General features: G+C 53.1%; 8 protein-coding genes, 4 tRNA genes and 3 rRNA genes. 2 read left to right on the top strand and 13 right to left on the bottom strand.

Annotation, left to right across the window (positions count from 1 at the left end):
- Window positions 1-43 precede the first annotated feature (43 nt).
- From ilvE to ilvL, 5 genes are all read right to left on the bottom strand, one after another.
- The gene (gene ilvE, locus AM410_RS07615) at window positions 44-973 is read right to left on the bottom strand and encodes a branched-chain-amino-acid transaminase (RefSeq protein ID WP_025202772.1); all 930 of its coding nucleotides are present in this window, start codon (window positions 971-973) and stop codon (window positions 44-46) included.
- 18 nt (window positions 974-991) lie between these two features.
- Window positions 992-1,255, bottom strand: coding sequence for an acetolactate synthase 2 small subunit (gene ilvM, locus AM410_RS07610; protein WP_014172166.1), 264 nt, complete (start codon window positions 1,253-1,255; stop codon window positions 992-994).
- Window positions 1,252-2,898, bottom strand: coding sequence for an acetolactate synthase 2 catalytic subunit (gene ilvG / locus AM410_RS07605; RefSeq protein ID WP_014172167.1), 1,647 nt, complete (start codon window positions 2,896-2,898; stop codon window positions 1,252-1,254). The genes ilvM and ilvG overlap by 4 nt, the downstream gene beginning before the upstream one ends.
- 2 nt (window positions 2,899-2,900) lie before the next feature.
- Window positions 2,901-2,951 (bottom strand): peptide IlvX, encoded by a 51-nt coding sequence (gene ilvX / locus AM410_RS07600; RefSeq protein WP_102046757.1) that lies wholly within the window; start codon window positions 2,949-2,951, stop codon window positions 2,901-2,903.
- Between the two features lie 86 nt (window positions 2,952-3,037).
- On the bottom strand, window positions 3,038-3,136 hold the full coding sequence (gene ilvL / locus AM410_RS07595; protein WP_001311244.1) for an ilv operon leader peptide: 99 nt from the start codon (window positions 3,134-3,136) through the stop codon (window positions 3,038-3,040).
- A 339-nt stretch (window positions 3,137-3,475) separates the two neighbouring features.
- Here ilvL and AM410_RS07590 point away from each other — a divergent pair, with 339 nt between their 5' ends.
- The gene (locus tag AM410_RS07590) at window positions 3,476-4,996 is read left to right on the top strand and encodes a YifB family Mg chelatase-like AAA ATPase (RefSeq protein ID WP_073397814.1); all 1,521 of its coding nucleotides are present in this window, start codon (window positions 3,476-3,478) and stop codon (window positions 4,994-4,996) included.
- 27 nt (window positions 4,997-5,023) lie between these two features.
- Here the strand turns inward: AM410_RS07590 and AM410_RS07585 are convergent, their stop codons facing one another.
- Window positions 5,024-5,362 (bottom strand): DUF413 domain-containing protein, encoded by a 339-nt coding sequence (locus AM410_RS07585; protein WP_014172168.1) that lies wholly within the window; start codon window positions 5,360-5,362, stop codon window positions 5,024-5,026.
- A gap of 118 nt (window positions 5,363-5,480) precedes the next feature.
- On the opposite strand from AM410_RS07585, the gene hdfR reads away from it, so the two are divergent.
- The gene (gene hdfR, locus AM410_RS07580; RefSeq protein WP_014172169.1) at window positions 5,481-6,302 is read left to right on the top strand and encodes an HTH-type transcriptional regulator HdfR; all 822 of its coding nucleotides are present in this window, start codon (window positions 5,481-5,483) and stop codon (window positions 6,300-6,302) included.
- A 97-nt stretch (window positions 6,303-6,399) separates the two neighbouring features.
- Here hdfR and AM410_RS07575 read toward each other — a convergent pair.
- The 7 genes from AM410_RS07575 to AM410_RS07545 all read right to left on the bottom strand — a co-directional run bounded on the left by AM410_RS07575 (window position 6,400) and on the right by AM410_RS07545 (window position 11,728).
- Window positions 6,400-6,475 (bottom strand) — tRNA-Trp (locus AM410_RS07575).
- A gap of 53 nt (window positions 6,476-6,528) precedes the next feature.
- Window positions 6,529-6,605: transfer RNA gene (locus tag AM410_RS07570), tRNA-Asp, on the bottom strand.
- Window positions 6,606-6,660: 55 nt separating this feature from the next.
- Window positions 6,661-6,776: ribosomal RNA gene (rrf, locus tag AM410_RS07565) — 5S ribosomal RNA — on the bottom strand.
- A gap of 64 nt (window positions 6,777-6,840) precedes the next feature.
- A 23S ribosomal RNA gene (locus AM410_RS07560) occupies window positions 6,841-9,747 on the bottom strand.
- Between the two features lie 180 nt (window positions 9,748-9,927).
- Window positions 9,928-10,003: transfer RNA gene (locus tag AM410_RS07555), tRNA-Ala, on the bottom strand.
- 38 nt (window positions 10,004-10,041) lie between these two features.
- Window positions 10,042-10,118, bottom strand: a tRNA-Ile gene (locus tag AM410_RS07550).
- A gap of 70 nt (window positions 10,119-10,188) precedes the next feature.
- A 16S ribosomal RNA gene (locus tag AM410_RS07545) occupies window positions 10,189-11,728 on the bottom strand.
- The 16S, 23S and 5S rRNA genes sit together here with 4 tRNA genes alongside, the layout of an rRNA operon.
- Between the last annotated feature and the right edge of the window lie 117 nt (window positions 11,729-11,845).

Genomic DNA, 11,845 nt, shown 5'->3' with positions numbered 1-11,845 from the left:
CTGACTATTGAATGGGACGGTGCGTGCCGTCCCATATTTATGCTTATTGATTAACCTGATCCAGCCAGCCGTATTTATCTTCCGTTTCACCGGTGAAGAGGCCAAAGAAGGCTTGCTGAATACGTTTGGTGACCGGACCACAGCGGCCAGCACCAACCTGAATACCGTCTACGCTACGAACCGGCGTAATTTCTGCCGCGGTACCGGACATGAACACTTCATCGGCCAGGTACAGGGATTCGCGGGACAGGACCTGCTCACGGACTTCGATACCCAAATCTTTTGCCAGCTTGATGATGGCGTCACGGGTAATGCCCGGCAGAGCGGAAGAGGTAAATGGCGGCGTAAACAGAATGCCGTCTTTCACTTCGAACAGGTTTTCACCTGCACCTTCAGAGATATAGCCATTCACGTCCAGCGCGATACCTTCCTGATAACCGTGACGGCGCGCTTCGCTACCGACCAGCAGTGAGGAGAGGTAGTTACCGCCCGCTTTTGCCGCCGTCGGGATCGTGTTTGGTGCCACGCGGTTCCAGGAAGAAACCATTGCGTCGATCCCCTGCTCCAGGGCTTCAGCCCCCAGATAAGCACCCCACGGGAACGCAGCAATGATCACATCGGTGGTATAACCGGCTGGCGGGTTCACGCCCATGCCCACATCACCTACAAACACCAGCGGACGAATATAGGCACTGGTGAGGTTGTTCTTACGAATCACGTCGCGGCAGGCTTCCATCAGCTCATCCACGCTCTGAGAAACCGGGAAACGATAAATTTTGGCTGAGTCATGCAGACGCTGCATGTGTTCGCGATGACGGAACACCACTGGCCCTTTGTGTGAGTCGTAGCAACGGATACCTTCGAAGACAGAGGTACCGTAATGCAGCGCGTGGGACATAACGTGGACTTTCGCGTCCTCCCAGCGAACCATCTCACCATTGAACCAAATGTAATCAGCTTTTTTTGTCGTCATTTTCTCTTCCTGTCGCGCTTAAGCACGGATCTGTTGTGATGTGGTTGTGCTCTGGCAGATAGCAACATGTGCAACGTCTACCAGTTTTGTTAACTGACTAAACAGTAAGTCGACCGACCGCGGGCTGGCAACGGTTAATTCGATACTGATATTTTGAGCATCAGTGGCCGTCTCCATATTCATAGAGCAAATCTGAAAGCCACGGTGACGTACCACACGCAAAACGCGTTCTAATGTCTCTGGATTGAAGCGAGCCTGCACGGCGACCTGATGTTGCATCATGATAATTTCTCCAGCATTTGTGAGTTACTGGCACCTGGCGGTACCAACGGCCAGACATTCTCAAGCTCGTCGATTGAGACATGAAGCAGGTACGGCCCTTCGCTTGACAGCATGGTGTCGAGTGCCGCTTCAACCTGGTCTTTACGGGTGATGTGCTGGCCAGGGATACCAAAGGCGCTGGCCAGAATGAGGAAATCGGGGTTATCCGTCAGGGTAGTCTCACTGTAGCGTTCCTGGAAAAACAGCTGTTGCCACTGACGAACCATTCCTAAACGCTGGTTATCGAGCAAGACGATTTTCAACGGTAACTGCTTGCGCTTAACGGTGCCCAGCTCCTGAACGTTCATCATGAAAGAGCCGTCACCGGAGATACAGATAACCGTATCGTTCGGGCGGGCAACCTGCGCCCCTACCGCGGCAGGGAGACCGAAGCCCATCGTCCCTAAGCCGCTGGAGGTAATGAAGTTTTCCGGGCGCGTGTAAGTCATGTGCTGTGCTGACCACATCTGGTGTTGGCCTACATCCGTCGTGACCACACAGTCTGCCGGTTTACGGTCGGACAATTGCTTTAACAGCAGTGGCGCATAGATGGCGTCACCAGGATGGTCGTAACGCCAGGTATGTTCAACGCGCATATCGGCGGTGTGCTGACGCCATGCGTCGATTTTCAGAGGCTGCTGTAAAGCCGGTAATAACGCGTTGAGATTGCCCTGCAGGGCCACATGCGCCTGACGCAGTTTGTTCATCTCCGCCGGGTCGATATCCATGTGGATCACGTTGGCATTCGGCGCGAAGGTATTCAGCTTGCCGGTGACACGATCATCAAAACGGGCACCTACGGCGATCAGCAAGTCACACGCCTGCACGGCCAGGTTCGCCGCTTTGGTACCGTGCATCCCCAGCATGCCCAGATAGTACGGATAGTCCGCATCTACCGCGCCAAGACCTTTCAACGTACAGGTGGCGGGCATTTGCGTAACCGCGATGAATTCGCGCAGGGCGGGAACGGCCTGTGCCATACCAACCCCACCCCCTACGTACAACATCGGTTGTTTAGCGTGGGCAATCATCTGCCGCGCCTCTTCCACCGCGGCGTGCGGGAATGCATCGTCGCTTTCAACGGTGGAGAAGTGCGGTTCCAGATCGCCCAGAGCAACCTGGATATCTTTCGGGATATCAACCAGAACCGGTCCAGGGCGACCAGAGTTTGCCACCTCAAACGCCTCTGCCATCACACGCGGCAGCTCTTCCAGAGACTGAACGAGGAAGCTGTGTTTGGTGCAGGCCAGTGACAAGCCGAGCACGTCCACTTCCTGGAAGGCATCAGTGCCAATGAGGGGAGAAGCCACCTGACCGGTGATGGCGACAACGGGAACGGAATCAAGCAGTGCATCCGCCAGGCCGGTGATCAGGTTTGTGGCGCCCGGCCCTGAGGTTGCCATGCAGACACCGGTTTTACCGGTGGCACGTGCATAGCCAATGGCGGCCATCGCTGCGCCCTGCTCGTGTCGGCACAAGAGGTGTTCCACGCCGCCGTCATACAATGCATCGTAAATCGGCATTATTGCGCCCCCCGGATAACCGAAGACAGTGTCGACTCCCTGTGCGCGCAACGCATGTACTACCCACTGTGCACCATTCATAGTTAGTTCCCCGTCATAAATCGGGAGAAACAGAATTTTGTGCTATTAGTCATTCTCTGCTCCTCATGTAAGTTTTTTAGTCATAAAAAAACCCCCGGACCTTTCGGTGCGGGGGTCTTAGTTCGTTAAGGCTTGATTTCTAAGCCTTTCCTCGTCCAAGTGCAGCCCCGCACGGTGGGATAATAATCACCACCACGCTAATCACGACCAGGCTAATCACTCGTAGAAGGGCTGTCATTTTCAGTTCTTTTTGCATCTTGTTCGAAGGAATACCTAAAGAGTTATCACAGTTTTTAAATCAAACACAAGATTTATTTATGGCTGGTTTCGATAGCCTGCGAATCATATTTTATGAACGCATTGTTTTATATGAAGAAATTAGATAGTGAATATTTTTCATTTTTTCAGCACGGACAGAGCGGTATATCGCCTGTACATTTTTTTGCGAGCAGGGTTCCGCAGAAAAGAAAAGATTACATCTTGACGTTAAAACCTCGGAAGAGGATGCGTAAATCCGCTAAATGTGGCTAAACATGCATATCGGTCACGGGCATAGTCATCTCCTGAGGAGGTGCTTATGTCACTGTCAGTTGTTTATACCCGAGCGGCCATTGGAGTAAAAGCACCGCTTATTTCGGTAGAAGTTCATCTCAGCAACGGGCTGCCCGGGCTGACGCTGGTTGGATTGCCGGAGACCACGGTAAAGGAAGCCAGAGATCGGGTGCGCAGTGCGATTATTAATAGCGGTTATACCTTTCCGGCAAAGAAAATCACCATCAACCTTGCGCCTGCAGACTTGCCTAAAGAGGGAGGGCGATATGATTTACCTATCGCTATAGCGCTCCTCGCCGCCTCTGAGCAGCTTAACAGCTGCAGACTAGGCGCATATGAGTTCATCGGTGAACTGGCGCTCACAGGCGCGCTGAGGGGCGTTCCTGGTGCCATCTCGGGTGCACTGGAGGCTATTCGCGCAGGTCGACAAATCATTGTTGCCAATGAAAATGGTGCAGAAGTGAGCCTGATAGCCGAGAGAGGATGTCTGCTAGCCGGGCATTTACAGGAAGTGTGCGCGTATCTTGAGGGGCAACATGTGCTGTCAGAGCCGGAAGAATCAGGCGATCCCCTGGCAGAAAGCCCGGACGATCTGAGCGATATTTACGGCCAGGAGCAGGGGAAGCGGGCGCTGGAGATCACCGCTGCCGGCGGACATAACCTGTTGTTGATTGGCCCACCGGGTACAGGAAAAACGATGCTGGCGAGCAGGTTGAATGGTTTACTGCCTCCACTTAATAACCATGAAGCGCTGGAAAGCGCGGCGATATTTAGTCTGGTGAGTTCAGTGTCATTGCAAAAACAGTGGCGACGTCGCCCGTTTCGCTCTCCGCACCACAGTGCCTCACTGGCGGCCATGGTCGGCGGTGGCACCATACCAGGGCCGGGAGAGATCTCTCTGGCGCACAACGGCATCCTGTTTCTGGATGAACTGCCTGAATTTGAACGCCGCGTTCTGGATGCGCTGAGGGAGCCCATCGAATCGGGTGAGATCCACATCTCCCGTACACGCGCCAAAATAAGCTATCCCGCGCGGTTCCAGCTGGTAGCGGCAATGAACCCCAGCCCATCGGGCCATTATCAGGGAAACCACAATCGCTCCACGCCTGAACAGATGCTGCGCTACCTGGGGAAGTTATCTGGTCCTTTCCTGGATCGTTTCGATTTGTCGCTGGAAATCCCCTTGCCTCCTCCCGGCCTGCTCAGCCAGAGCAGCGCCAGAGGAGAGAGTACGGTGGAGGTTCGCGAGCGGGTTATCGCCGCGCAGGCCCGGCAGTATATGCGTCAACATAAGCTGAATGCCCGTCTTGATAACGCTGAGATTCGGCAGTTTTGTCCTCTTAATACTGAAGATTCATGCTGGCTGGAGGATACGTTGACGCGCTTTGGGCTTTCCATTCGCGCATGGCAGCGTCTTATAAAAGTCGCCCGCACTATCGCCGATGTGGAAAAGTGCCCTGACATTGAGAGGCGGCATCTGCAGGAAGCGTTAAGCTATCGTGCGATCGATCGCTTGCTCCTGCACCTGCAAAAGTTACTGGCATAAAAAAAGGGGCCACAGCCCCTTTTCTTGTTAGTCGTCAGACTCAGTGTAGTCTTCAGCACCTTCCATCTGCGGCTTACCGCCAGACAGCGTATGGAAACGCTTTGGACGCTTAATGCGTGCCATATACTTGATCCATACACGTTCTGCTTCAGACTGTGGCTCACGCTCGCCACGGCAGACTGCGACAAACTGTTTTTCGTCTTCAGTTGCAGGCTCACGTTTACCCAGATCCAGCTCGTTAAAGGCATAACCATGACGCTCAAGCATCTGCGCCTCTTTGATGGTGAAATCGCCGTGACGAGAGAACCCGCGTGGATAATTTTTATTGTCGAAAAAACGATTAGTCGTCGTAAAGCTTTCCGCCATCCTACACGCTCCTAATTCTTTGGCCGAGCTATTTATGGCGCGGAGTATTAGTTACGCTTGACAGAGTGTAAAACAAAACATTTAAATCATAACGACAAATTATTTTGCGGAGAAAGATGTGGATACGGAATTGCTAAAAACTTTCCTGGAAGTGAGCAGAACGCGCCACTTTGGGCGAGCAGCGGAAGCCCTTTACCTGACGCAGTCAGCGGTCAGTTTTCGTATTCGACAGCTGGAAAATCAACTGGGTGTGAATCTTTTTACCCGCCACCGCAACAACATACGCCTCACGCCAGCCGGTGAAAAACTGCTGCCGTATGCAGAGACCCTGATGAATACCTGGCAGGCGGCACGTAAAGAGGTTGCGCACACCTCGAGGCATAACGAGTTTTCCATTGGGGCCAGCGCATCGTTGTGGGAATGTATGCTCAGTCAGTGGCTGACCCGGCTCTACCCTTCCCACAACCATTTGCAATTTGAAGCGCGGATTGCGCAACGTCAGTCGCTCGTTAAGCAACTGCACGAGCGCCAGCTGGATCTTCTGATCACGACCGAAGCCCCCAAAATGGACGAATTTAGCAGCCAGATTGTTGGCCAGTTTGGCCTTGCGCTTTATGCCTCCGAGCCTTCAATGATGAAAGCCGACCTGACCTATCTGCGTCTGGAGTGGGGGCCAGATTTCCAGCAACACGAGGCGGGATTGATTGCTCCGGATGATGTGCCACAGTTAACAACCAGCTCTGCGGAGATCGCCTGTCAGCAGCTCTCCTTGCTGAAGGGGTGCACCTGGTTACCTGTTCGCTGGGCAGACACGAAACCCGGGTTGCATACCGTTGTGGACTCCACCACGCTTTCCAGACCGCTGTATGCCATCTGGCTCCAGAACAGCGATAAGCAATCGCAGATAAAAGATCTTCTAAAAATCAACATTATGGATTGATGCATGCGCCAGCAGAAATGCTGGCTGCAACGTCTGAAGAGGGGACTGGCGTCTTTCAGGCAAAAAAAAATCCTTTGCCGAAGCAAAGGATTATATATGGCAGGGGCGGAGAGACTCGAACTCGCGACACCCGGTTTTGGAGACCGGTGCTCTACCAACTGAGCTACGCCCCTAAAGTCTTTTTCCATTAAGCCTGCCGGGTAGGCAGGCTTAATGTCTTAATAAGTGGCGGAACGGACGGGACTCGAACCCGCGACCCCCTGCGTGACAGGCAGGTATTCTAACCGACTGAACTACCGCTCCACCGAAGACTGCTGTAACCACCGGATTTATGCACCGGCTTACTACGTAATTTGATGCCTGGCAGTTCCCTACTCTCACATGGGGAGACCCCACACTACCATCGGCGCTACGGCGTTTCACTTCTGAGTTCGGCATGGGGTCAGGTGGGACCACCGCGCTAAAGCCGCCAGGCAAATTCTGTTAATCTGTATCAGCTGAAAATCGTCTCTCATCGCCAAAACATCTTCGGCGTTGTAAGGTTAAGCCTCACGGTTCATTAGTATCGGTTAGCTCAACGCATCGCTGCGCTTACACACCCGACCTATCAACGTCGTAGTCTTCAACGTTCCTTCAGGAGACTTAAAGTCTCAGGGAGAACTCATCTCGGGGCAAGTTTCGTGCTTAGATGCTTTCAGCACTTATCTCTTCCGCATTTAGCTACCGGGCAGTGCCATTGGCATGACAACCCGAACACCAGTGATGCGTCCACTCCGGTCCTCTCGTACTAGGAGCAGCCCCCCTCAATTCTCCAGCGCCCACGGCAGATAGGGACCGAACTGTCTCACGACGTTCTAAACCCAGCTCGCGTACCACTTTAAATGGCGAACAGCCATACCCTTGGGACCTACTTCAGCCCCAGGATGTGATGAGCCGACATCGAGGTGCCAAACACCGCCGTCGATATGAACTCTTGGGCGGTATCAGCCTGTTATCCCCGGAGTACCTTTTATCCGTTGAGCGATGGCCCTTCCATTCAGAACCACCGGATCACTATGACCTGCTTTCGCACCTGCTCGAGCCGTCACTCTCGCAGTCAAGCTAGCTTATGCCATTGCACTAACCTCCTGATGTCCGACCAGGATTAGCTAACCTTCGTGCTCCTCCGTTACTCTTTGGGAGGAGACCGCCCCAGTCAAACTACCCACCAGACACTGTCCGCAACCCGGATCACGGGTCTACGTTAGAACACCAGCCATTAAAGGGTGGTATTTCAAGGTTGGCTCCACGCAGACTGGCGTCCACGCTTCAAAGCCTCCCACCTATCCTACACATCAAGGACCAGTGTTCAGTGTCAAGCTATAGTAAAGGTTCACGGGGTCTTTCCGTCTTGCCGCGGGTACACTGCATCTTCACAGCGAGTTCAATTTCACTGAGTCTCGGGTGGAGACAGCCTGGCCATCATTACGCCATTCGTGCAGGTCGGAACTTACCCGACAAGGAATTTCGCTACCTTAGGACCGTTATAGTTACGGCCGCCGTTTACCGGGGCTTCGATCAAGAGCTTCGCGTTGCCGCTAACCCCATCAATTAACCTTCCGGCACCGGGCAGGCGTCACACCGTATACGTCCACTTTCGTGTTTGCACAGTGCTGTGTTTTTAATAAACAGTTGCAGCCAGCTGGTATCTTCGACTGATTTCAGCTCCACCCGCAGGGGCTTCACCTACATATCAGCGTGCCTTCTCCCGAAGTTACGGCACCATTTTGCCTAGTTCCTTCACCCGAGTTCTCTCAAGCGCCTTGGTATTCTCTACCTGACCACCTGTGTCGGTTTGGGGTACGATTTGATGTTACCTGATGCTTAGAGGCTTTTCCTGGAAGCAGGGCATTTGTTACTTCAGCACCGTAGTGCCTCGTCATCACACCTCAGCGTTAATAAGGTACCGGATTTACCTGGAACCTCCGCCTACATGCTTAAACCGGGACAACCGTCGCCCGGCTAACATAGCCTTCTCCGTCCCCCCTTCGCAGTAACACCAAGTACAGGAATATTAACCTGTTTCCCATCGACTACGCCTTTCGGCCTCGCCTTAGGGGTCGACTCACCCTGCCCCGATTAACGTTGGACAGGAACCCTTGGTCTTCCGGCGAGCGGGCTTTTCACCCGCTTTATCGTTACTTATGTCAGCATTCGCACTTCTGATACCTCCAGCACCCCTCACAGGACACCTTCAACGGCTTACAGAACGCTCCCCTACCCAACAACGCATAAGCGTCGCTGCCGCAGCTTCGGTGCATGGTTTAGCCCCGTTACATCTTCCGCGCAGGCCGACTCGACCAGTGAGCTATTACGCTTTCTTTAAATGATGGCTGCTTCTAAGCCAACATCCTGGCTGTCTGTGCCTTCCCACATCGTTTCCCACTTAACCATGACTTTGGGACCTTAGCTGGCGGTCTGGGTTGTTTCCCTCTTCACGACGGACGTTAGCACCCGCCGTGTGTCTCCCGTGATAACATTCTTCGGTATTCGTAGTTTGCATCGGGTTGGTAAGCCGGGATGGCCCCCTAGCCGAAACAGTGCTCTACCCCCGAAGATGAGTTCACGAGGCGCTACCTAAATAGCTTTCGGGGAGAACCAGCTATCTCCCGGTTTGATTGGCCTTTCACCCCCAGCCACAAGTCATCCGCTAATTTTTCAACATTAGTCGGTTCGGTCCTCCAGTTAGTGTTACCCAACCTTCAACCTGCCCATGGCTAGATCACCGGGTTTCGGGTCTATACCCTGCAACTTAACGCCCAGTTAAGACTCGGTTTCCCTTCGGCTCCCCTATACGGTTAACCTTGCTACAGAATATAAGTCGCTGACCCATTATACAAAAGGTACGCAGTCACCCCATAAAAGAGGCTCCCACTGCTTGTACGTACACGGTTTCAGGTTCTTTTTCACTCCCCTCGCCGGGGTTCTTTTCGCCTTTCCCTCACGGTACTGGTTCACTATCGGTCAGTCAGGAGTATTTAGCCTTGGAGGATGGTCCCCCCATATTCAGACAGGATACCACGTGTCCCGCCCTACTCTTCGAGTTCACAGCCTGTGTGCTTTCGTGTACGGGACTTTCACCCTGTACCGTGCGACTTTCCAGACGCTTCCACTAACACACAAGCTGATTCAGACTCTGGGCTGCTCCCCGTTCGCTCGCCGCTACTGGGGGAATCTCGGTTGATTTCTTTTCCTCGGGGTACTTAGATGTTTCAGTTCCCCCGGTTCGCCTCGTTAACCTATGTATTCAGTTAACGATAGTGTGACGGATCACACTGGGTTTCCCCATTCGGACATCGCCGGGTCAAAGGTTCATATCACCTCGCCGGCGCTTTTCGCAGATTAGCACGTCCTTCATCGCCTCTGACTGCCAGGGCATCCACCGTGTACGCTTAGTCGCTTAACCTCACAACCCGAAGATGTTTCTTTCGATTCATCACCGGCTTGCGAAAATTTGAGAGACTCGAACACACATTAACTGTGTGTCGTTTCAATTTTCAGCTTGATCCAGATTTTTAAAGAGCAAAACTTCGCAGTGCACCTTTTCAGGTTCACTCTGAAGTTTTCTTGTTTTCGCAGTAAAAGATGGTGGAGCTATGCGGGATCGAACCGCAGACCTCCTGCGTGCAAAGCAGGCGCTCTCCCAGCTGAGCTATAGCCCCATCGTATGACCAACCTCTTCAAATCTGCATGACAGATTTGGTAGGCCTGAGTGGACTTGAACCACCGACCTCACCCTTATCAGGGGTGCGCTCTAACCACCTGAGCTACAAGCCTGTAGAGGTTTTTTACTGCTGTTTTTCATCAGACAATCTGTGTGAGCACTACAAAGGCAGGTTCTTTAAGGTAAGGAGGTGATCCAACCGCAGGTTCCCCTACGGTTACCTTGTTACGACTTCACCCCAGTCATGAATCACAAAGTGGTAAGCGCCCTCCCGAAGGTTAAGCTACCTACTTCTTTTGCAACCCACTCCCATGGTGTGACGGGCGGTGTGTACAAGGCCCGGGAACGTATTCACCGTAGCATTCTGATCTACGATTACTAGCGATTCCGACTTCATGGAGTCGAGTTGCAGACTCCAATCCGGACTACGACGCACTTTATGAGGTCCGCTTGCTCTCGCGAGTTCGCTTCTCTTTGTATGCGCCATTGTAGCACGTGTGTAGCCCTACTCGTAAGGGCCATGATGACTTGACGTCATCCCCACCTTCCTCCAGTTTATCACTGGCAGTCTCCTTTGAGTTCCCGGCCGGACCGCTGGCAACAAAGGATAAGGGTTGCGCTCGTTGCGGGACTTAACCCAACATTTCACAACACGAGCTGACGACAGCCATGCAGCACCTGTCTCAGAGTTCCCGAAGGCACCAAAGCATCTCTGCTAAGTTCTCTGGATGTCAAGAGTAGGTAAGGTTCTTCGCGTTGCATCGAATTAAACCACATGCTCCACCGCTTGTGCGGGCCCCCGTCAATTCATTTGAGTTTTAACCTTGCGGCCGTACTCCCCAGGCGGTCGACTTAACGCGTTAGCTCCGGAAGCCACGCCTCAAGGGCACAACCTCCAAGTCGACATCGTTTACGGCGTGGACTACCAGGGTATCTAATCCTGTTTGCTCCCCACGCTTTCGCACCTGAGCGTCAGTCTTTGTCCAGGGGGCCGCCTTCGCCACCGGTATTCCTCCAGATCTCTACGCATTTCACCGCTACACCTGGAATTCTACCCCCCTCTACAATACTCTAGCCTGCCAGTTTCGAATGCAGTTCCCAGGTTGAGCCCGGGGATTTCACATCCGACTTGACAGACCGCCTGCGTGCGCTTTACGCCCAGTAATTCCGATTAACGCTTGCACCCTCCGTATTACCGCGGCTGCTGGCACGGAGTTAGCCGGTGCTTCTTCTGCGGGTAACGTCAATTGCTGCGGTTATTAACCACAACACCTTCCTCCCCGCTGAAAGTACTTTACAACCCGAAGGCCTTCTTCATACACGCGGCATGGCTGCATCAGGCTTGCGCCCATTGTGCAATATTCCCCACTGCTGCCTCCCGTAGGAGTCTGGACCGTGTCTCAGTTCCAGTGTGGCTGGTCATCCTCTCAGACCAGCTAGGGATCGTCGCCTAGGTGAGCCGTTACCCCACCTACTAGCTAATCCCATCTGGGCACATCTGATGGCAAGAGGCCCGAAGGTCCCCCTCTTTGGTCTTGCGACGTTATGCGGTATTAGCTACCGTTTCCAGTAGTTATCCCCCTCCATCAGGCAGTTTCCCAGACATTACTCACCCGTCCGCCACTCGTCACCCGAGAGCAAGCTCTCTGTGCTACCGTTCGACTTGCATGTGTTAGGCCTGCCGCCAGCGTTCAATCTGAGCCATGATCAAACTCTTCAATTTAAGTTTGATGCTCGTGAATTAAACTTCGTAATGAATTACGTATGTTCACTCAGAGACTTGGTATTCATTTAGTGTCCGAAGACATTAAGAATCCATGTCACTTTGAGTGCCCACACA

The sequence above is a fragment of the Enterobacter cloacae complex sp. FDA-CDC-AR_0164 genome (assembly GCF_003071645.1).
GTDB lineage: Bacteria > Pseudomonadota > Gammaproteobacteria > Enterobacterales > Enterobacteriaceae > Enterobacter > Enterobacter ludwigii.
The sequence above is the reverse complement of the archived record's forward strand: the minus strand, read 5'-3'. Positions and strand labels throughout refer to the sequence as shown.

Excerpts from the sequence above, each read along its gene's own strand:
- ilvG (WP_014172167.1), bottom strand. The coding sequence starts at position 2,898 with ATGAATGGTGCACAGTGGGTAGTACATGCGTTGCGCGCACAGGGAGTC.
- ilvM (WP_014172166.1), bottom strand. The coding sequence starts at position 1,255 with ATGATGCAACATCAGGTCGCCGTGCAGGCTCGCTTCAATCCAGAGACA.
- AM410_RS07590 (WP_073397814.1), top strand. The coding sequence starts at position 3,476 with ATGTCACTGTCAGTTGTTTATACCCGAGCGGCCATTGGAGTAAAAGCA.
- ilvL (WP_001311244.1), bottom strand. The coding sequence starts at position 3,136 with ATGACAGCCCTTCTACGAGTGATTAGCCTGGTCGTGATTAGCGTGGTG.
- AM410_RS07585 (WP_014172168.1), bottom strand. The coding sequence starts at position 5,362 with ATGGCGGAAAGCTTTACGACGACTAATCGTTTTTTCGACAATAAAAAT.
- ilvE (WP_025202772.1), bottom strand. The coding sequence starts at position 973 with ATGACGACAAAAAAAGCTGATTACATTTGGTTCAATGGTGAGATGGTT.